Below are 21,880 nucleotides of genomic sequence, written 5' to 3' on the forward strand. Positions count from 1 at the left end.
ATTTCTCCATTTTAAAATAAGCCTGCCATAAAATATGGCAAGCTAACTATTTCTTTTAAGAAATTATTTTACAAAGTCCAACAATGCAAGGAAACTTTCTGCTTCAAGTGATGCTCCACCAACAAGGGCACCGTCAACATCTGGACATGCCATGTATTCAGCTACATTGTTCGGTTTTACTGAGCCGCCGTATTGTACACGTACTTTGTCAGCCACTTCTTGACCAAAGTCAGCTGCTACAACATCACGAACTGCTTTACACATTTTTTGAGCATCATCTTGAGTAGCTGATTTACCAGTACCGATAGCCCAGATGGGTTCATAAGCAATGACAAGAGAAGACACTTGTTCTGCTGTCAATCCTTTAAGGGCTGCAGATACTTGAGCACCTACAAATTCCACTGCTTTACCAGCTTCGTAAGTTTCAAGAGATTCACCACAGCAGATGATTGGAAGAAGACCGTTGCGGAAGATAGCATGAGCTTTCTTGTTGATATCTTCGTCTGTTTCATGGAAATAGTCACGACGTTCAGAGTGACCAATTACAACATAATCAAGACCCATTTCAGAAAGAACTTTGGGACTATTTTCACCAGTAAATGCACCAGCATCTTCAAAATAAGTATTTTGTGCAGCAACTTTAAGATTTGAACCTTTTGCTGCAGCAAGAACTGTCGTCAAATCAAGCGCAGGAGCTGCGATACCTGCTTCAACAAGATCAGATGAAGGAAGTTTACTTGCAACTGCTTCTACAAAAGCTTTAGCTTCTTCTGGATTTTTGTTCATTTTCCAGTTACCAGCAATAAATGGTTTACGTGACATTTCACATACCTCTTCTTTTTTTATTTACATCTATTATTTTACCATAATTTAATAGAGAAATAAAGACTGAGTCGAATGAAATCATAAAAAAGAAAGCCCCGCAACAGCGGAGCTCATTTGTCTGACTTTAATTGTTCATCTGGGAACTTAATTGAATTAAGCTTCGATTTCTGTAACCATACCTGAACCTACAGTACGTCCACCTTCACGGATAGAGAATGTAGTTCCTTGTTCTACGGCAATTGGGTGGATCAATTCAACGTCGATTGTTACGTTATCACCAGGCATTACCATTTCAGTACCTGCAGGAAGTTCGATTGAACCTGTAACGTCTGTAGTACGGAAGTAGAATTGAGGACGGTAGTTGTTGAAGAATGGAGTATGACGTCCACCTTCTTCTTTAGTAAGGATGTAAACTTCACCTTTGAATTTAGTGTGTGGATGAATTGAACCTGGTTTAGCAAGAACTTGTCCACGTTCGATTTCGTCACGTTGGATACCACGAAGAAGAACCCCTACGTTATCTCCAGCAAGACCTTCGTCCAATTGTTTACGGAACATTTCAACACCAGTAACAACTGCTTTTTGGATTTCGTCACGGATACCAACGATTTCAACTTCGTCGTTGACTTTAACAGTACCACGGTCGATACGTCCTGAAGCAACAGTACCACGTCCAGTAATTGAGAATACATCTTCGACTGGAAGAAGCAATGGTTTGTCAGTGTCACGTTCTGGTTCTGGAATGTATTCATCAACAGTATCCATCAATTCCATGATGATGTCTTCATATTTTTCATCACCTTCAAGAGCTTTAAGAGCTGAACCTTGGATAACTGGGATTTCATCACCTGGGAAATCGTATTCTGAAAGAAGGTCACGGATTTCCATTTCAACCAATTCAAGCAATTCTTCATCGTCAACCAAGTCAACTTTGTTCATGAAGACGATAAGGTATTTAACACCTACTTGGCGTGAAAGAAGGATGTGTTCACGAGTTTGAGGCATTGGTCCGTCAGTTGAAGCTACTACAAGGATAGCTCCGTCCATTTGAGCAGCACCAGTGATCATGTTTTTAACGTAGTCCGCGTGCCCTGGAGCGTCGATGTGAGCATAGTGACGTTTAGCAGTTTCGTATTCAACGTGTGCAGTGTTGATAGTGATTCCGCGTTCGCGTTCTTCTGGAGCAGCATCAATAGATGAGTAATCTTTTGGTTGGTTAACTGAACTTGGAAGACGACGTGCAAGTACAGTTGTGATAGCTGCAGTTAGGGTAGTTTTACCATGGTCAACGTGTCCGATTGTACCGATGTTAACGTGTGGTTTACTACGATCGTATTTTTCTTTTGCCATTTGAGTAAAAGCCTCCAATAAAATATATTTTATAGATAGACAGTAGGCAATACAGTCTAACTTTCCTTACTATTTTATCAAATTTTCTTCAAATTGCAAGCATTTTACGCCTTTTTTATCAATTTATTCTTTGTCCAACTTGTAGTATGGTTGATTTGGTGTAGAAGCCCCAATACTTGATGCGTAAATCCACTCCTTACCTTCCAACTGAGCAAAATTTTCAGCTTTTCCTGTCAAGATGACGCCTGAGAACTCTAATTTTTCTAGGTCTTCTTTCTTAGACAAGTCTAGCTTACCAAATTTTTTCAAGTAGGTTTTAATGTCATCTGACGGAGTTACATTATTGTAGCTGCTTTTTCCAAATCCACTTTTAATATATTTCTTCAGATTAGCCAAGAATCCATCTACATCCTTCATTTCGGAAAGTCTGTCACTCAGTTTCTCTCCTTCTTTGAGGTTTTTAATAGCTTCTTCTGCTTCCTTTTTGTGAACATATTCTTTTTGCGTTAGATAATCTGGACTCGTACCATATAGATTGCTTGGTTGCCACCAGCTTGGATCGCTTGTTGAATTTGTACCAATCCAATACCAATTGGTCTTGAGGTTCTTAGGTATCATTGCCCGAATTTCTTTTAAACTATATGGTTTATCAAAGGTCAGAGCCACTTCTACCAGTTGATTTTTCATTTCTTTGATATAAGGAAGTTCTTGGGTTGGTTCATGGACAGGTTCTCCTTTCTCTTCTTTAGCTTTTTTATTGTAGAATTGTGGCACTTTCTGATTGTTTTCTATTTGAATAGTTGCCCCGGATTCTGTATATCTTCCAGAATTTGCATGAAAAAGAGTTCCTCGATCGATATTAAAAATTCCAAAATCTGTCTTGTATTCACCATAGTCTAGCGGAATCCCATAAATATCTTTGGCTTGTCTACCTTTAATACCACCGTGGAACATATCCCCACCATTAGCAGACCATGTATACGTTTCAATATTAGGAAAGGCGACGCTTTCAACTAATTGTACCTCATTGACCACCTTCCAAGCTTGGTAGCTGATGAGTTTTCCTGTAATCATACGAGCAGCAATATATATTCCAAAAAATACTACCACTACTGTTGTTGACCAGAGGATAATCCGCTTGATATTTCTCTTTTTGTTTTTCTTTGCAACAATTTCAAATGTTTCCATGATGATATCCTTTCTTTTCCAAAATCTGTCGAAGTTTCTTTCGACTGCGCATGAGCTGAACTTTGACTTTGCTCTTAGAATAATGGAGTACTTCTGCTATTTCTCCTGTTGAAAACCCTTGAAAATAATAAAGATCCAACATGATTTTATCCTGTGTTGGCAACTTTTCTACTTCCTCCATGAGAAAGTCATAATCTGCTCCTTCAACAATCAATTGATTTTCCTTTGTAAAAAAATCTCGTCGCAGGATTTCCATATAATGCTTATCACGCCGGTATTTGTCAATATAGCGGCGAATAGACACACGATACATCCAAGCTCGCATTTTTTCAGCAGGGATGACAAAATCAGACTCTAGCATTTTGATAAAAACATCTTGAACAACATCTTCTGCTTGCTCTTTTGGAACGCCTGAGCCTTGCAGATAATAGACGATTTCTTTCGCAAAGGTAATCAAGACTTTTTCATAATCATCTAGTTTGATATTCTCATCCCCCTTCCTTCACTAGTATAACGAATTGAAAGCGTTTTTGGTTACAAAGATATAAAAAAATCGGACTATTCCGATTTTTTATTCTTCATCAGCCTGAGTTTCTCAGTCCTGTCGCAATTCCGTTGATTGTGATATGAATCAATCGTTCTTCATCCGAGGATAATTCTCCACGGCGTTGGCGTTTGATGAGTTCTAGCTGAATATAATTCAAGATATTAAAATAACGCATGCGGTAATCCAAACTGTCTCGCAAGTAGGGATTTTCTTCTAACAGGTCGTCATAATCTTCAATGGCAAGAATAACATTCTTGGTTAATTGCCACTCATCCAAAATTGTATAATAAATTTCTTGTACTTCTTTATCTTCACACAATTGAGCATATTCAAAGGCGATATTCATATTCGACTTTGATAACACCATGTCTACATTGGACAAAAGCGATTGGAAGAACGGCCAATTTTTATACATCTTTCTCAAGAAAGCTAGATTTTCTTCTGGATTTTCATCAATAAATTCTTTAAAGCTGGATCCAACACCATACCAACCAGGGAACATCACCCGACTTTGTGACCATGAAAAGACCCACGGAATGGCACGCAAGCCACCGATTTCAGTAATGGTTTTACGCGCAGCCGGTCGCGAACCAATATTAAAGCTGGAAATAGCTTTGATCGGGCTTGATTCAAAGAAATAATCATAAAAATGCTCATTGTCAAAAACCAAATCACGATAAATTTGATAGCTTCGTTCCACTATCTGATCCATAATGCGCTCGTAGCGATTAGACGTGTTGGTATCACTTTTTTTCTTAGTAATCATACGGTTAATCGTTGCCGACACTAGCATTTCTAAATTGTAATACGCTGCGTCTTTATTTCCGTATTTATTGCCAATGACTTCTCCTTGCTCTGTCAGGCGAATCCGATCATTGATACTGCGAAGAGGCTGAGAGGTAATGGCTTCATAAGTAGGTCCGCCACCACGACCAACCGTTCCACCACGACCGTGGAAGAAGGTGATTTTCACACCAAATTCATCTCCGATAGCGGTCAGTTGCTGTTGAGCCTTATAAAGAGTCCAGCAGGATGATAAGTAGCCACCGTCTTTATTGCTGTCCGAATAGCCCAACATGATTTCTTGATAATTGTTATTAGAGGCAATCCATTTCTGGGCAATTGGAAGAGATAAGTATTTCTTCATCGTGTCATAGGAATTATCCAAGTCTTCAATGGTTTCAAAGAGTGGCACAATCTGTACACGCGCAAATTCTTTATCAATGAGACCAACTTCCTTGTGCATAACAGCCAACTCTAAAAGGTCAGACACGCTCGTAGCATGAGAAATAATGGTTTGCTTAATGACAGCATCTCCTAGCTTATCTTTCAACTCACGCGCCGTTTGAAAAATCTCTAATTCTTTTTGCAAAAGGGCAGATTTTTTAGCATGTGTAGCAGAAAGAATCCGCGGATCATAGAGAAGTTCATTTAGCAGAACGTGACATTTTTCGTCTTCAGAAAGCTCGCTATAATGCTCCACAATTCCTGCGCTCGCTAATAACTCCGCAACGCAGGCTTCATGAACACTAGAATCTTGTCGCATATCAATGGAAGCAAGGTAAAAACCGAATACTTCCACTGCTTGAAGCAACTCAGTAAACTCACCAGAAATCATTGCTTCGCCTTTATTTTCAAGAAGAGACTGCTTGATAGCTAGTAAATCATGTTTAAATTCTTCAATTTTGTGGTAATGTGGCTCTGTTTTGATTTGGTTAATAAAGTAAGTCTTTGTATTTTTCAGTTTTGTTCGAATATAGTAGAAGGCTCGACGATATAATTCTTTTTCGCGGTAAATAGAATTATCTTCTGACAGATAAGCCATTTCCTGCACCGCTTCACTAACTTTTACGATACCTGTTGACAAAGAAAATTCACGGTACAAATTAGCAACTTTCGTATCGTAATAGTTCATAATCACTTCACATTGGGTCAAAGCGGATTTTTTCAACGTTTCAGATGTGACATACGGATTTCCATCTCGGTCGCCACCAATCCACATTCCCATTGTTATGGGAGTTGGATTTTTCAAGTCAATCCCGTGCTGTTTGGCTAAGCGCTTGTATTCTTCTGTTAAATTAGTCACCGCCTGCAAGAAAGAGCTATTGTAGTATTCCATCACATTGGTGATTTCATTGGTCACTTTTAATTTCTTCTCACGAATCATATCTGTCCGCATGATAATTTCGATATACCGCCGAAGATTATTGTGCCATTTTTGCTCATTGAGCAAGCCCATTCGCACATCGCGGTATTTACGCAACAAAACGTGAATATGATTGGTCAAATCCAGCATAGTCGTTCGTTGCACTTGAGTTGGATGAGCTGTTAAAACAGGGACCACATTCAAATGCTCCAAAATTTCAGCAGCGTTTTCCTTTTCAGCAACCAAATCAATCGTTGTGGATAATTTCCCAAGATAATCTTGCCCCACATTATTTTGATAGTTAATCTCAAAAGCCAAATCCACATCTTCTGAAATATTGATTAAAAGAGGCAGGATTGAAAAATAACGAGAAATATAGGACATTTCCTTGTTCGATAGACTTTGAACAATCTCATTTAACCCTTCATAATTTCCAACTGCTGCTAATTCTTTTAAAGCAATGATTTTTTCAAAGGTTTCAGGACTCAGCATATTTTTTGTAACTTCTTCTAATAAGTCCGTCAGAATCGTAACTTCTTCTTTGATAACTTCTTTATTGTTGTAATTTTCTAATTTTTGAAGTGACATAATCTACACCTTTCAATAAGCTTTTGCTCAATCTAACGTTAGCGAATAATTCTTAAACCGTGATTGGTTTCTTCGATTTCTCTATACAAACTTTCTCGTTTTTCATTGGCATCAATGTTTAACACAAAAGCAATCGCTACGGATAATACCAACAAACTATTTCCACCTTGTGATAAGAAGGGGAAGGTGACACCCGTCGAAGGAATCAAACCGGAAATTCCTCCAATATTGACAAACGTCTGTGTCAGTAGCATTCCACCGACACCAAGAGCCATCATAGAATTAAATGGATCTTTCGCTCGAATTCCCACAAGAATAATCCGCAAAATAAGGAAAAATAAGAGGGCTAAAATCAAGCTGGCACCGATAAATCCAAATTCTTCAATAACAATGGAAAAGACGAAGTCTGTCTGTGCTTCTGGCAAATAACCACGTTTTTCGATAGAATTTCCTAATCCTAAGCCAAACCAACCGCCATTACTCATGGCATAATAGGAATTAGCTAGCTGGTGACCTGCACCTGATAAATCTTTAAAGGGGTTAAAAAAGGCACTAAATCGTTTTGCTACATAGCCAAACACAGGAACCTGAGCAACTTTTTCCACACCAATCAACCAGATGCCTGCTAAAACCGCTGTGGAAAGAGTGACCAATATCCCAAGAAGAGTTGAAAACCAGCGATAACCAATCCCACTAACCGTTACCATGATTAAGGTCGTCAGCAAAAGAATGGTCGCATTCCCCAAGTCAGGCAGCGCTGCCACAATCCCAATGAGCACCACGACCAGAATTCGCCAATCGTTCAGTGCGCGTGGAATCAGTTGATTTCGTGTTAAAGCCTGATAGTCATACGTTGCGATTTCATCTTGCTGATGAGAAAATCGCTGTGCTAAAAACCAAATCAGAATAATTTTTAAATACTCAGCCGGCTGGAGACTAATCGGACCAAATCGTAACCAACCATGTGCACCATTGATTCGGGCACCAAGGAAGCGAGATAAAATTAAAAGCAAGATTTCCACAAAAATAACAATGACAATCAGTCGATTGTCTTTTAAGAAATCTAACTTTATTTTGTAAATCAAAGCAATAGCAAGTAAGCTGATTACCCAGAAAATTCCTTGATTTAAAACAGATCTGAGCGAATTTGCTCCCACCTGTACTAAAGTGGCACTTGATGTCGAATAAACAACTATCAATCCCAAAATAGATAAAATCAAATAAGGAATCAAAATGGAATAATTCAGCAGGTGGCGTTTATCAATTTTCATAGTTCACCTAATATTATTAAATTTTCACCGAACATTATACCATTTTCCAAGGTAAAAAAAAAGTATTTAACGAACGGTATTTTTTAAATCCTTGCAGTATCTAGGCTAAACTTTAACTAAAAAAAGAACAATAAGCTGAGTCTATGAAAAGGATTTATAAGCATTCTTCACCATTATGTCCAATAAACCGTTTTCTTTAATATTTCAATTTGATGACAAATACTTATTTTCTACTAGTTTATTTTGCTTTTTATCTGACTTTACGTTAAAATGAAATTATATGAGAAAGAGGATTAAACCGCTTGTTGTCTTTGTTTTCTTTGTTAGCTTCATTGCGATTATTTTAGGAGCGAAGCATTATTCAGAGAGCAAGGAAACTAAACAGCAAAAGGACGCTATTACACAAACATCAGCTACTTCTCAGTCAACTGATACTTCAGATTCCGATGAAGCAGACAAATCCTATAAACCAATCATTGACTTGTCCGGCTGGCAATTGCCAAGTGATATTAACTATGATGTACTAGCAAAAAATGTTTCTGGCGCCATTATACGCGTGCATAGCGGAGCACAAGCAAAAAAAGAAAATGCAGCTACACACTTAAACGGAATTGATAAATCCTATCAACGCCACATAGAAGAATTTCAAAAACGAAATATTCCTGTCGCTGTCTATGCTTATGTGGCTGGTAGCAACAAGAAAGAAATGCAAAAAGCTGCCGAAAATTTTTATAAAGCTGCTTCAAAATACAAACCTACCTACTACTGGCTAGATGTTGAAGAAAAAACTATTGATGACATGAATGCTGGTGTTGAAGCTTTTCGCGCTAAGTTAGCATCATTGGGTGCTAAGAATATCGGAATTTATGTTGGAACCTATTTCCTTGAAGAACACAGTATCTCAACTAAGAAATTCACAGCTATTTGGATTCCAACTTACGGCTATAATGACGGTTATTACAACGCTGCCCCTAAGACAGACTTGAAATATGATTTACATCAATACACATCACAAGGCTCAATTAGTGGTTTTGCACATGATGTCGATCTCAATCAGCTATCTCCTTTAAAAAATCAGACAAAAACATTTAAAAAGTTATTTGGTAATGGAAAATAATAACTCTGTAATAGTTTGAATCGAAAACTTTGCAGAGTTTTTCTTTTCTTCTCGTCCAGTTATCACTACTTTCTTGTTTCTAAATATGATATAATAATTAACATAGAAAAGTTTAGGGAGTAATGGATGATTTCTTGGTTGATAAGAATTTTTAAGGGAATTGTCATCGCGCTAGGATTTATTCTTCCCGGGGTATCTGGTGGAGTTTTAGCCGCTATTTTGGGGATTTACGAGCGGATGATTTATTTTTTAGCGCATATAAAAGAGAATTTTTGTGAAAATGTACTTTATTTTTTACCTGTTGGTATTGGAATAGTTTTAGGGATTGCACTATTTTCCCTGCCAGTTGAATATCTCTTAGAGCATTATAAAATCATTGTTTTATGGGGATTTGCAGGAGCGATTATTGGTACGATTCCAAGTTTGCTAAAGGAATCTACTAGAGAATCTGATCGCGATCGAACCGATGTCATTTGGTTCGTAGCCACTTTTTTCATTTCTGGGGTTTGCCTTTATTTCCTCAATAGCTTCGTCGGAACATTGCCAGCAAATTTCTTGACTTTTATTTTAGCTGGTGCCCTTATCGCACTGGGAATTCTCGTTCCAGGCTTGAGTCCTTCAAATTTACTTTTAATTTTGGGACTGTATTCTCCTATGCTCATCGGTTTCAAATCTTTAGATATTTTAGGAACTTTTTTACCAATTGGAATCGGCGGTCTACTCGCACTTGTAATTTTTTCAAAATCTATGCATTATGCTTTAGAAAATTATCATTCTCGAGTATATCATTTTATCATCGGTATTGTCTTGTCGAGTACCATTCTCATCTTGGTACCAAATCATGGGAATAGCGAAAGTATTCATTATGCTAATACTTCTATCATTACCTTTGTTACTGCTGCGTTCTTCTTTGGATTAGGAACTTGGCTGGGTGCTTGGATGAACCAATTGGAGGAAAAGTATAAATAATGGCTAAAAAAACAAAAATTAAGAAAACTCTTGTAGAGCAAATTTTAACAAAATCAAAAATTCCTCACAAAGGCCTCCAAATTAATGCTTTAGAAGGACAATTACCTGAAGAAATAGAGCGCTCACAAATTTATAAAACATTAGCTCTAACAGGTGATAAAACAGGAACAGTCATTGGAATTGTGCCCATAACAGAACACCTTGCAGAAAAAAAACTAGCTAAAATATCTGGCAACAAAAAAGTCAGCATGATTCCGCAAAAGGAGTTGGAAAAAACAACGGGTTATATCCATGGCGCAAATAATCCTGTCGGCATTCGGCAAAAACACCACTTTCCTATTTACATTGACAATTCAGCTTTAACACGCGAGACTATTATTGTCTCAGCTGGAGAATTAGGACACAGTATTGAAATAAACGCAAAGGAATTAGCAAATTTTGTCGAGGCAACCTTTGCAGACATAAAAGAGGATTCAAAATAGAAAGGAAACTGTATGAAACTCTACTTCGTTCGACACGGAAAAACTCAATGGAATTTAGAAGGACGCTTTCAAGGAGCCAATGGTGATTCACCGCTGCTTGAGACTTCTATTGAAGAATTGCACTTGCTTGGAAAACACATGGCTCACATTAAATTTGACAAGATTTTTTCAAGTGATTTACCACGCGCAATGGCAACTGCACAGATCATCTGTAGTGAAAATCAATATTCATCAGTTGTTGAACCACATACAGAGCTACGCGAATGGCAGCTTGGCTCCCTAGAAGGACAGAAAATCTCTACGATTACGGCTATCTATCCTCATCAAATGGAAGCTTTCCGTCATAATCTGGCGAAATTTAACAACTCTATTTTTGGTGCAGAATCAGTCTACAATACTACACGACGTACAATAGACTTCATTAAATCACAAAAAGAACAATCTTATGAAAATCTTCTTTTTGTTGGTCATGGAGCGAATTTAACTGCTTCTTTACGTTTGTTATTAGGTTATGACTTTGCTCAACTTCGTCAGCAGGGCGGTCTTACAAATGGAAGTGTCACTATTCTTGAAACACAAGATTTTGAGCATTTTACACTTCTTGATTGGAACAATGTTGATCACTTAAAAACAATTGAAACCGTGAGCGTATAAAATCACGGTTTTTTCTTTATTTATAGGTGAATTTCTGCCTTATTTATGATAGAATGAGGAAGGTAAACTTTAGGAGGAAGAATATGACTACTGAACATATTGAAGAATTAAATGACCAGCAGCTGATTCGTCGTGAAAAAATGGCTGCTTTAGCAGAACAAGGTATTGACCCATTTGGTAAACGTTTTGAACGTACCGCAGATTCTGCCCAATTAAAAGAAAAATATAGTGATAAAACAAAAGAAGAGCTACATGAATTAGCTGAAACTGCTACAATTGCTGGCCGCCTTATGACCAAGCGTGGTAAAGGAAAAGTCGGTTTTGCTCATATCCAAGATCGCGAAGGTCAAATTCAAATCTACGTCAGAAAAGATACTGTCGGCGAAGAGAATTATCAAATTTTCAAAAAAGCAGATATTGGGGACTTCCTTGGTATTGAAGGTGAGGTTATGCGCACAGATATGGGAGAGCTGTCAATCAAAGCAACTCACATCACACACCTCTCTAAAGCACTTCGTCCATTACCAGAAAAATTCCATGGACTGACAGACGTTGAAACGATTTATCGTAAACGGTATTTGGATTTGATTTCCAATCGTGAAAGCTTTGAGCGTTTCGTGACTCGTAGCCGCATCGTTTCTGAAATCCGCCGTTATCTTGACAATCAAGGATTCCTTGAGGTTGAAACGCCTGTGCTACATAACGAAGCTGGTGGTGCTGCTGCTCGTCCGTTTATCACCCATCACAATGCACAAAATATTGACATGGTACTTCGTATCGCAACCGAATTGCACTTAAAACGCCTAATTGTCGGTGGTATGGAGCGTGTCTATGAAATGGGACGCATTTTCCGTAATGAAGGTATGGACGCTACTCATAATCCTGAGTTCACTACAATCGAGGCTTATCAGGCTTACGCAGACTTTGAAGATATCATGGACTTGACGGAAGGAATTATCCAAAGTGCGGCGAAAGCTGTCACAGATGCTGAAAGTGTCCCTTATCAAGGTACTGAAATCTTTATCGGTCGCAAATTTGCACGTAAACACATGCTAGAAGCCATTAAAGAACAAACTGGCATTGATTTCTGGAAAGATATGACTCTCGAAGAAGCGACTGCGCTGGCTCAGGAACATCATGTAACAGTTGAAAAACACTTTACGGTTGGTCACATTATCAATGCTTTCTTTGAAGACTTCGTTGAAGATACCTTAATTCAGCCTACATTTATCTATGGTCATCCGGTAGAAGTATCTCCACTAGCTAAGAAAAATGCAAATGATCCACGCTTTACCGACCGCTTTGAACTCTTTATCGTTGGGCGCGAATTTGCCAATGCCTTTACAGAGTTGAACGACCCAATCGACCAATTATCGCGTTTTGAAGCACAAGCCAAAGCTAAGGAACTCGGAGATGACGAAGCAACTGGCATTGACTACGATTACGTAGAAGCTCTTGAATACGGCATGCCACCAACTGGAGGTCTCGGAATTGGAATCGACCGTTTGATTATGCTGTTGACAGATGTCACTTCTATCCGTGATGTATTGCTTTTCCCTACGATGAAGTAAATCTACAAAAAGAGCAGCTGTCTTCAAGCTACTCGCTATCAATAATAAGGCTCTATAATTTCTATAGTGGGTAACTCCATTTGGATATTATAGAGCTTTCTTTTTATTTATATATAGATTTATAAACGCTACAGTATAAAAACTCAACTTAAAAGCACAATAAGGAGAGAATTAACCATTTTCTCTCCCAATGCTAAGATATTCTCATTCTACTACAATGATTCTTTTATTTTTCAGCAACCATCAATCCGTCTAGAAAAGAATAACTTTCATAGTTATTATCAGGGTTATCTGTCCACATTTCACATTGCTTGATAACTGTCACAATAGCGTCTTCAACACCCTCCGGTGGATATTTGTATTTCCTAAGGAGCCGTTTAACAAGCATGCGCATACGAGCACGCGCAGAATGTTTTTTCTGCCAATCAATAGTTCTGCTTTTGCGCAATGTCTCAGTTAATTCATGAGTCATTGCAACAAGCTCATCATTTTCATAAAAATCTTTGACTGCTTGTGGTTGCGTCAAAGCATCATAGAAAGCTAATTCTTCATCGGTAAGACCTAAAGAATCCCCCTCTTCGTGAGCCTTCGCCATTTCTTTGGCCATTTTCATTAATTCAGCAATAACTTCTTCATTCGAAAGCATGCCATTCAGATATGCTCTCATCGCTCGCGAAAGAATTTCAGAGAACTTTTCGGATTTGACTAAATTAGTTCTTTGATATAAGGTAATCTGCTCCTGTAATAATTTTTTTAAGAGTTCTACCGCTATGTTTTTTTCCTTCATTTTAGAAATTTCATCTAAAAATTTAGGATCAAATAACGAAAATCCTGTATCAATATCTGAGAATAAATTAATGACGCCTTCACTCTTGATAGAAGCTTTTAGTAACTCATTGATACGATCATTAATATCTTTCAAAAAAAGCTTTTTACCCTCCCCAGTTATTCGTGTTAGCAATGTTCTGACTGCTTCAAAATAAGCTGCTTCAAAACGTTGCTCAGGAGTAAGCAAAGAACGACAAAGTGATAACGCTTGGCGTAAGAGTAACGACTCTTTTATGAAGAGCTCTTTCTTCTTCTCCTTGTCTACACTTGACAAGAAGTTTACCCCGCCACTAATTGTTTTAGCTCTGATTAAATCACTTGATTTAGAGAGCATGAATTCTGAATAGTCAAACCCATAAAACAAATCACGACAGACCTCTAGTTTTTCGACAAACTTTGGTAAAGCTGTCTTAGCTATATCAGTGTCCCCAAAGTTACCTTTGTCTCGATTTGTATAATCGTTCATGGCTTGCTTTAAAGCACTTGCAATACCGATATAATCAACTACAACTCCACCCTCTTTATTTTTGTATACACGATTAACGCGAGCGATTGCCTGCATAAGATTATGACCTTGCATTGGCTTATATACATACATGGTTGCAAGGCTAGGAACATCAAATCCAGTCAGCCACATATCAACGACGATAGCAATCTTAAAAGAGATTAGCAGGAAGAGCTATACTCCCCTCAATTAAGTCATCTTCGATAATTTTTTTACGAATGTCCCCTTCACCGCTCTGAGTCGATGAGAGTGAGCCATTCGCCAGAACAAAGCCAACCTTGCCATTACTAGGATCCATGTGATGAATCCAAGCATAGTTTGCATTGCTATTAGGTGGCGTTCCGTATTTCCAGCGAATATCATCTTGCAGCTTATCTACTCCCCAGTTAGAAAAATTAAAGGGTGGATTAGCCATGATATAATTAGCTTTTAGTGTTGGATGTAAATCATTGAAAAAACTGTTCGCTTGATGCTCACCAAAATCCGCATCAATACCTCGGATAACCATGTTCATCTTAGCCATCTTCCAAGTATCAGCGTTGGATTCTTGACCAAAAACAGATAAATTATTAATATTTCCACTATGATTCTCTATAAACTTAGCTGACTGAACAAACATACCGCCTGACCCAACTAATAAATCGTAAAAGATCTAGTTACTCTCACTAGTTGCTTTTATTTAATATATTATCATAATAATACTCTCCCAATATTTTGGATCTTTCCTCTATATCATTTTCATTAAAATTTGGATAATTATTGCAAAAAATTCGAATTTGATTATATTTTGATTTTTTATATACTTCTAATTTCTCTTCATAGGCTAGATCACTAGCTTCATTATTTAAATCAATTTCTAAACATATTAAATTTCCAATGAATAATGTGTTATCGTTTGATATATCTTCGTTAATTATGTGTTCTATAGATGAATCTATACTATAAACTTCGCTATTATTTAATTTTGATGAAATTTTATTCAATACATATTTTGTTATTGTATTAGTTGGAGACTCTTCTTTAGAAAACCTTAAACGTACAAAACCTGAAAGAAACTCTTCTTTTTGGGGATATCTGTCCTCAAACTCTTGATATAAGTATTCCTTTAAAATATTATTTGTATCACTTTTATTTTCGCTTTCTCGCAATTTTATTGCTAGCTTAGAAAATCTTGACTCATAAATATTTGCTTGATTTTTTAATACTCCTGTATATGCGAAAATAAAATTTTCAATGTAATTAACCGCATCCTTGAAAGCTTTTGATGATATTTTGTCATTTGATTTAAGTTCAAATAATGCTAATAGTGCTATTCTTGCTTGTGTAACGCCAAATGTTTTCTCTATAGCTTTTAAACTCTGGATTAACCAATTACATTCTTTTCTGTTATCATAATCATCTATATTAGGACTTACTATTTTCATATACGTCTCTGCTATAGTACTTAAATCTTCAACAAATTCCTCATATGATTTTTTATTAGATTTAATATGTTTTTTAAAAGAATCATATAGCTTTGAATTAGTTGTCTTTTGATATTTTGAAATCCAATAATGCCTATAAAATGTAGCAAATCCAATATTGGGATTTCTACTTCTCAATGTAGTTTTAATTCCCTCCCATTTATTTTCTATAATCTTATCTTTTGCATTATCGTCAGCATGAAATTTAGAATATATACTATTTTTAATTAAATCAATACTCGCAAGGTTTTTTCCCTTTGCATTCAATATTTCAAATATCTCATAAGCCGAATCTTTTTCTTCAGTTAAAATAGATATAACATTCATCTGAAGAATCTGATCTCTAATTGCTATCAACAAATCTTTATAAAGAGTATTTTCATTGAAATCATATTTCCCTTTTAACTTCATCTCCTCCAACTCTGACTCAAAATAATTATAGGTTTGTTTTATGTTAATTTCTTCTTCGGTTACAGGTTCAACATCTGTTTTTTCAATTGACTGAACATATGCTTCAAAATATGGGTATGAGGTAATACTTTTTAACTTAGGAATAGGCCTTCCATAATCATCTTTTGTTTTAATATATTCAAATGTTGCTTCTGCTAAATCTTCTTCTTTTATATTTTTGAATTTATTGGTTAGAACTGATAACAATATAGTAATAACTGTAAGTCTTTGTTGACCATCAATAACTTCTATACTTTCATCTTTTTTTCAGATCCTGAGAAAACCATAGTGCCTATAAAGTAATCTGTGTTAATTAGCTTTTTATCTTCCTGTTTTATTCCTTCAAGTATATCTATAAAAAAGGTGTTATAGTAATACTTATCCCAGCTATATTCTCGTTGAAAATTCGGAATACTCATCATAGGATATGAACGAAACATTGTTTTAATTGTTTTGTTTTCTGGTGTAAATTTCATTTTACCTTCCTCCTATTAATAATTTTTCTATAAATTTAGTCCTTAAACCCAGTGTTCATCGTTACTATCTGCCGTTGTCGTAATTATGACGCGAGATCCACCTGTTAATCATATGGTCATATCAATACTTACAGCTAATAAATTTTCCGTCTATTCAAGTAGATTGTTAATCCTATAAACTGGGATTTAGAAATCCACATATTTGAAAAATTTACCTCTTAGAAATACTCGTTTTACTGTTAGTATTCTTCTTTATTTAAATATAAATTGCAATAGGAATTACAATAACAGCAGGACCAGTTATTTTTGTTTTCAACTCAGGCAAATTGAATTGTTGCATATCAGTTGTTTTAAATGCTGAAAACATCTTATTTAATAATTCTTCTGATAGGATAGATAATGAAGTTTTTCTAAGAAGATCAATGTTTTCCGTATCTTTTTCACATATGGATATTACTTTACCAAGAACTTTAAAACGACCACCAATAATTTCCGATATATTGTCATTTGTAAGATATTGTTCTTGTACCGATAGCACTGTCATTCCTTTGGAATCAGACAAAATAAAATCAATTGTACCACTATGTTTTAACTCATTAGCAAATGACTCAATTTGTTTTATAGTTTCATTTTCTTTTTGCTTTTGATTATTTGCCTGTTTTTTATTACCTAGCTGTGGTTTTTCAGCAAAAATTTCAACCATACGAAAAAGGTCAATAAAAATATCCATATAATTTATTAGCGGATTTTTTTGTAATTCTCCTTCAACTTCAATAAAATCACCTACTTTCATTTTAGAAAAATTAAAATCTGAATTCAACATCTTATGTTCTAACAAAAATCCACGGAACTTGGACAAAAGAGAAACATTTGTGTGTACCTTTTCTTTAACAACACTTTCATTTTCACCCTTGTTTCCATCATGGCTTAATCCACCAGAAATATTAATTCTTAATAGTTTACTTAAAATAGTAGCAGATGTTGAAACTCCTGCATCGACCTTTTGAGCAGAATGATTTTCTTTATGTTCTGTATAATTGATCTGACTCACCATTGAAAAACCATCTTCCATAATAGCAAGCATATCTAAAACAATTTTTTCATTTATATATATCGGAACAATGAGTCTGCCTAAATTTATATCGTTCATTATTTTAATTCCTTTATTGCTTCTCTTTTTCACTTGCAAATTCAAATTTGTTTAGCTTTTTATTCTTTGAAAACAATTATTTCTTTTCTTCTAATCTTTTTATACCACTTTAATTAAGTTTTTCAAGTGACATCAGTTGAGTTCTTGCAAGCTTTCTATGTTCTATCATTCTTTCTTTTGGGTCCATTCATTTACCACTAAGAACTGCATTGTTGCTTTCCATATTGGCAAGTACCAATAATTCATTTAAACTTGCATAGTCTCTCATATTACCCTTTAAATCTAGATTTTCTTCCTGCCGCTGTTTTGCTCTTTTGTTAAATAAGGCAACATTGAGCATATCTGCTTCACTTGCGTATCTATAGGATAATTGCTAGTTTGTTAGATCTCTGAAGAGATATTCTTTAATTGCATCTGTATGGATTTTTTAGTTAATATTGGAAATTTCTCGATTAAGATTCAATCCCAGTGACAAACTTGAATCTTCATCTGATTTAAGTCTTTTATAGTCTTGAATAATGTAAAGCTTAAATTCTGGCGAAATCCATGAAGCAAATTCCATTGCTATATCAGTATGAGCAAATGTGCCTCCATATAGTCCTTACTTAGAAACATACCTATTGCATTTGTCTTTTCAATCCATTTTTGTGGTGACAATGTAAATGCGTTACTACCTGCTTCATTTCTAAACCTATCGAATTCGATAGGTTTAAAATCTGGATTATGCATTGATTCTCATAAACCTAAAAATTGAATATTGTCTTTGCCTCTCAACCAGTTATTAATAACAATAAATGGTTCATCACTTTTATATCTTGGAATATCCGTTAAACTTATATAGTCATTTCTAACGTCTTCAGTATAAATTTGAACAGCAAAACCTTTTGCTTTAATCATGTCTTTTTTCACCTTAGACATGTGAATTCCTCCTTTATGCTGATGTACTGTTTACAACATTTATTTCCGTACTAACTGTTCTAAACAGCACACCACTATTCATTTTTTTGATTTTAAACTTTGGTAAAAGCTCTAAACCCCTTGTATTTACTTGACTATTTGCCCGTGTCATTATTATGACACGAAACCCACAAGCAGGATCATAAACACGGCCTCTATAAGGCTTTAATATTTCTACAATCGTTTTTACGATGCTGGTCGGAGTATAAAATTCACCTCCTCGTTTTTCCTTCATATGCCGCAAACTGTTCAATACAATATTCATAAGCACGCCCAAGTAAATCTTTTTCATTCTCACCTTCATACATTTGAATATTAGTAAAAATGTCTACAACTTCCCCTAAAACTCGCTTATCTAAGTCTGGACTGGCATAGATTTGAGGAAGGACATTCTCTAGACTCGGATTATCCTCTTCGATTTCACGCATGGCTTCATCCAAGACTGTGCCAATTTCCGAAGAATGGGCATGACTCGCAATAAATTGCCATCTAGCTATTTCAGGGACGAAGAAAATATTCTCCTCTGAATATGCATCAGGATCATTCTCAAATCCGTCACCATCTGCAAGTAATTGTTGGTATTTTTCTTCAAAAGCATCTGATACATATTTTAAAAAGATTAGACCGACAATAACTTTTCTGTACTCTGACGCTGAAATGTGCCCCCGAAGTGAATCTGCAGCATCCCATAGTTCCTTTTCAAATCCAATATTTGCGTTTGATTTTTTCGCCATTTTATACTCTTTTCATATTTTAGTTACATTCATTTTACCACATTTCAAGTAAGGAAAAAAGCACCATCACAGCGCTCGTGTCTATTTTAATATCTTCCTATAAATTTTTCTTTTGCAACCTTAGTGTATCGTTTAACAAACTTACGCTTTGCATCAGTATATCCGTCTCTATCATGTTCAAATTTCTTCCATAAGTTCAGCTTTAAATGTTCATATTCTTTCGCTACATTATGATTCTCACGTAAGTAATCTCTGAAATATAGTTCATCATTATCTCCGACAACTCTAATGTGAAGATGAAAGACTTTTTCTGCAAAACCTTGCTCTGTGTATCCTTTATTTAATAAGATTCGCTGTGTACTTTGACTCATGCATAACCACTTATTTTCAACAAGAATATTTTTCACTATTTCTAGTTCTTCTGCTAATCGAACCTCAAGTAATATATCTACTATATTCTTTGCCCATATATTTTGAACAGCGGTACTACCAATATGAGATATTCTTACTATATATTTAGCTGGTATCAGGGACAAAATAGCAGTTGCTTCCTCATCATACCAATCCGCCCATTCTTTATTATGTTTTACAAGAAATATGGGAAACAACTGCCATAATTCTTCTAAACTCATATCTTCTAATTTTTTACTCAATCTGTCCTCCACTAGTTTGCATTTATTTCTCACATTTATTATCATTATAACATTTTCAATGTGCATCAGGCGTTTATTATTTCTGATTAAAACTTTTAGCTATCACTACACGAAAAAACAAGTCCAATCTAATCGGACTTGTTTCTTTTTATTTTTATAAGGAGTTTACATAACGATCGACTGCTAGGATAGCACCTGCAATATCAGATGCTGAAATCTTAAACGGCATCTGATGAATGGTTTCACCTTCAATAGTAGCTTGCTTACCAACCTTGAGCAAATCATCATAGCTGGCATTTTCTAAATGCATTTCTGCCAAAGTCGTAGGCATACCAATTTTCTGATAGAAACGAATATATTTTTCCAACTCCTCTTTTGGACGTTTTTCAAGAAAGAGCTGTGTTAGCGTTCCATAAGCTACTTTTTCTCCATGAGTCAGATGATGAATATCACCAGTCAGAGCTGTAAATCCATTGTGAATGGCATGAGCCGCAGCCAATCCACCACTTTCAAAACCAACACCGCTGAGAAGCGTATTAGCCTCAATGATATGCTCAAGGGCTGGTGTTATCACCTGCGCCTCACAAGCAGCCAGTGCTTGTAAACCATCTGCAAAAAGAGTTTCTTCACATTTTCGGGCAATAGCTGCGCCTGCTAAAGTCTGTCTTTGTCCTAGCATGGTCTCTCCATTTGCCTGCATAACCGCACGCGCTTCAACCCAAGTCGCTAAACCATCTGCAATTCCAGAAGCTAACAAGCGCTTTGGAGCTTGAGCAATGACCTTTGAATCTACTAAGACGAGCTCTGGATTCTTACTGTAGAAGATATATTTTTCAAATGCACCTTCCTCAGTATAAATTACAGAAAGGGCTGAAGTCGGTGCACCTGTTGAAGCAATAGTCGGTGCAATGACAACAGACACTTCTAATAAATCAGCAATTGCCTTAGCACTGTCAATTGTTTTTCCACCACCAAGACCAATCACTAAATCTGCTCCATCTTTTTCAGCTAAAGTAGCTACCCGATTGATTTCATTATCCGAAGCTTCACCATTAAAACTGACATGCAATACATGAAGTCCATAGCGAGTAAGACAGGATTGGAACTTCTTTCCTACAATTTGATAAACAGTGTTGTCACAAAGCAAAACTGGATGGTTTCCTAAGTTCAAAATCTGTTTTGCATTTTCAAATAAGGCATCTTCACCTTGAATATAGCGAGAAGGGCTTGCAAAAGTTCTCATAAAATACCTCTTCCTACGCAAAAATGGAGATTAGATGTACTTTTGACCATGAATGAATGACCAATCTGCTGCAAAATCATTTACTGCCTTTGAAATAGACGGCATAGCAAAAGCTGATTCAAACACATCTGCGCCTGCTGTGATAGCTTGAGCACCATTTGCAAATGCTTGATTGACTTGACCTACATTCTTAAAGGAAGCTGCTAAGATTTTACTATACGAACCTTCTAATGCAATCGCCGTTGCTAACTTCTCAATGACTGCATCTGCATCAATGTTCAAGTTTTCCATTCGATTATAGTAAGGTGCTAAATAATCCGCACCAGCTTGAATGGCTAACAAGCCTTGGAAAATGGTATAAATAGCAGTTGCCGTAATCTTGTAACCTTCTGCTTTTAAAACCTTTATAGCGGCTAAACCTTCAGGGGTTACAGGTACTTTGACAAACACATTTCCACTACAATGCTTGCGAATTTCAGCGGCATCTTTTAAAATTCCCTGATAATCTTTGGCAACAACCTGAATATGAATGGAAGGAGCTTCCCCAATAATTTCTCTAACTTCTTGGATGCGTTTAAAGAAATTAATCTTCCCCTCTTTTTTAGCGATGGTCGGGTTAGAAGTCACTCCTGCCAAGGGGAGAACTTGCGACCATTTTTTTATTTCTTCTACATTTAATGTATCAAGCATGAATTCCATAAACTGGACCTCTT

17 protein-coding genes and 4 pseudogenes are annotated in these 21,880 nt (G+C 36.2%); 5 read left to right on the forward strand and 16 right to left on the reverse strand.

The genetic code is table 11. From position 1 onward, the window contains the following. Positions 1-63 precede the first annotated feature (63 nt). The 6 genes from tpiA to ftsW all read right to left on the reverse strand — a co-directional run bounded on the left by tpiA (position 64) and on the right by ftsW (position 7,915). The gene (tpiA, locus tag RG565_RS03285; protein ID WP_003023935.1) at positions 64-822 is read right to left on the reverse strand and encodes a triose-phosphate isomerase; all 759 of its coding nucleotides are present in this window, start codon (positions 820-822) and stop codon (positions 64-66) included. Between the two features lie 156 nt (positions 823-978). Further along, positions 979-2,175, reverse strand: coding sequence for an elongation factor Tu (gene tuf / locus RG565_RS03290; RefSeq protein ID WP_003023932.1), 1,197 nt, complete (start codon positions 2,173-2,175; stop codon positions 979-981). Positions 2,176-2,298: 123 nt separating this feature from the next. Then, positions 2,299-3,363 carry an anti sigma factor C-terminal domain-containing protein gene (locus RG565_RS03295; RefSeq protein WP_247936995.1) on the reverse strand — a complete coding sequence of 355 codons (1,065 nt, stop codon included), beginning with the start codon at positions 3,361-3,363 and terminating at the stop codon, positions 2,299-2,301. After that, on the reverse strand, positions 3,350-3,820 hold the full coding sequence (locus RG565_RS03300) for an RNA polymerase sigma factor (protein WP_204972621.1): 471 nt from the start codon (positions 3,818-3,820) through the stop codon (positions 3,350-3,352). The genes RG565_RS03295 and RG565_RS03300 overlap by 14 nt, the downstream gene beginning before the upstream one ends. Positions 3,821-3,944: 124 nt before the next feature. Then, positions 3,945-6,644 carry a phosphoenolpyruvate carboxylase gene (gene ppc / locus RG565_RS03305; protein ID WP_247936994.1) on the reverse strand — a complete coding sequence of 900 codons (2,700 nt, stop codon included), beginning with the start codon at positions 6,642-6,644 and terminating at the stop codon, positions 3,945-3,947. Between the two features lie 38 nt (positions 6,645-6,682). Continuing rightward, the gene (ftsW, locus tag RG565_RS03310) at positions 6,683-7,915 is read right to left on the reverse strand and encodes a cell division peptidoglycan polymerase FtsW (protein WP_059220927.1); all 1,233 of its coding nucleotides are present in this window, start codon (positions 7,913-7,915) and stop codon (positions 6,683-6,685) included. A 280-nt stretch (positions 7,916-8,195) separates the two neighbouring features. Between ftsW and RG565_RS03315 the strand changes: the two genes are divergently transcribed. The 5 genes from RG565_RS03315 (at position 8,196) to lysS (ending at position 12,708) form a co-directional block, all read left to right on the forward strand. Next, entirely contained in the window at positions 8,196-9,032 is an 837-nt protein-coding gene (locus tag RG565_RS03315; RefSeq protein WP_268732196.1) for a glycoside hydrolase family 25 protein, read from the forward strand. Between the two features lie 126 nt (positions 9,033-9,158). Continuing rightward, positions 9,159-10,001 carry a DUF368 domain-containing protein gene (locus tag RG565_RS03320; RefSeq protein WP_268732197.1) on the forward strand — a complete coding sequence of 281 codons (843 nt, stop codon included), beginning with the start codon at positions 9,159-9,161 and terminating at the stop codon, positions 9,999-10,001. Continuing rightward, positions 10,001-10,483: an aminoacyl-tRNA deacylase gene (locus RG565_RS03325; RefSeq protein ID WP_268732198.1), complete on the forward strand. Its 483-nt coding sequence runs from the start codon at positions 10,001-10,003 to the stop codon at positions 10,481-10,483. Before RG565_RS03320 ends, RG565_RS03325 begins: the two co-directional genes overlap by 1 nt. A gap of 12 nt (positions 10,484-10,495) precedes the next feature. Beyond that, positions 10,496-11,137: a histidine phosphatase family protein gene (locus RG565_RS03330; RefSeq protein WP_003029002.1), complete on the forward strand. Its 642-nt coding sequence runs from the start codon at positions 10,496-10,498 to the stop codon at positions 11,135-11,137. 83 nt (positions 11,138-11,220) lie between these two features. Then, positions 11,221-12,708 (forward strand): lysine--tRNA ligase, encoded by a 1,488-nt coding sequence (gene lysS, locus RG565_RS03335; protein WP_268732199.1) that lies wholly within the window; start codon positions 11,221-11,223, stop codon positions 12,706-12,708. Between the two features lie 226 nt (positions 12,709-12,934). Here the strand turns inward: lysS and RG565_RS03340 are convergent. From RG565_RS03340 to RG565_RS03385, 10 genes and pseudogenes are all read right to left on the reverse strand, one after another. Then, a pseudogene (locus RG565_RS03340) lies at positions 12,935-14,197 on the reverse strand (type I restriction enzyme endonuclease domain-containing protein); the annotation flags it as partial. Next, positions 14,196-14,687: pseudogene (locus RG565_RS03345) on the reverse strand (N-6 DNA methylase); the annotation flags it as partial. The pseudogenes RG565_RS03345 and RG565_RS03340, both read right to left, overlap by 2 nt. Positions 14,688-14,706: 19 nt before the next feature. Next, positions 14,707-16,161 carry a DUF1524 domain-containing protein gene (locus tag RG565_RS03350; RefSeq protein ID WP_268732200.1) on the reverse strand — a complete coding sequence of 485 codons (1,455 nt, stop codon included), beginning with the start codon at positions 16,159-16,161 and terminating at the stop codon, positions 14,707-14,709. Positions 16,162-16,202: 41 nt separating this feature from the next. Next, positions 16,203-16,430 carry a DUF262 domain-containing protein gene (locus RG565_RS03355; RefSeq protein WP_268732201.1) on the reverse strand — a complete coding sequence of 76 codons (228 nt, stop codon included), beginning with the start codon at positions 16,428-16,430 and terminating at the stop codon, positions 16,203-16,205. A 256-nt stretch (positions 16,431-16,686) separates the two neighbouring features. Continuing rightward, on the reverse strand, positions 16,687-17,580 hold the full coding sequence (locus RG565_RS03360) for a hypothetical protein (RefSeq protein ID WP_247936990.1): 894 nt from the start codon (positions 17,578-17,580) through the stop codon (positions 16,687-16,689). A 109-nt stretch (positions 17,581-17,689) separates the two neighbouring features. Continuing rightward, positions 17,690-18,498, reverse strand: a pseudogene (locus tag RG565_RS03365) (KilA-N domain-containing protein). Between the two features lie 59 nt (positions 18,499-18,557). Next, a pseudogene (locus RG565_RS03370) lies at positions 18,558-19,271 on the reverse strand (N-6 DNA methylase); the annotation flags it as partial. Between the two features lie 86 nt (positions 19,272-19,357). Next, positions 19,358-19,924, reverse strand: a complete 567-nt coding sequence (locus RG565_RS03375) for a GrpB family protein (protein ID WP_247936986.1) — start codon at positions 19,922-19,924, stop codon at positions 19,358-19,360. A gap of 154 nt (positions 19,925-20,078) precedes the next feature. Next, positions 20,079-21,167: a glycerol dehydrogenase gene (locus tag RG565_RS03380; protein ID WP_247936985.1), complete on the reverse strand. Its 1,089-nt coding sequence runs from the start codon at positions 21,165-21,167 to the stop codon at positions 20,079-20,081. A 30-nt stretch (positions 21,168-21,197) separates the two neighbouring features. Next, positions 21,198-21,866, reverse strand: coding sequence for a fructose-6-phosphate aldolase (locus tag RG565_RS03385; RefSeq protein WP_247936984.1), 669 nt, complete (start codon positions 21,864-21,866; stop codon positions 21,198-21,200). Positions 21,867-21,880 lie beyond the last annotated feature (14 nt).

Origin of the sequence: Streptococcus sp. IsoGale021 (genome assembly GCF_031142795.1) — a bacterium.
GTDB lineage: Bacteria > Bacillota > Bacilli > Lactobacillales > Streptococcaceae > Streptococcus > Streptococcus hominis.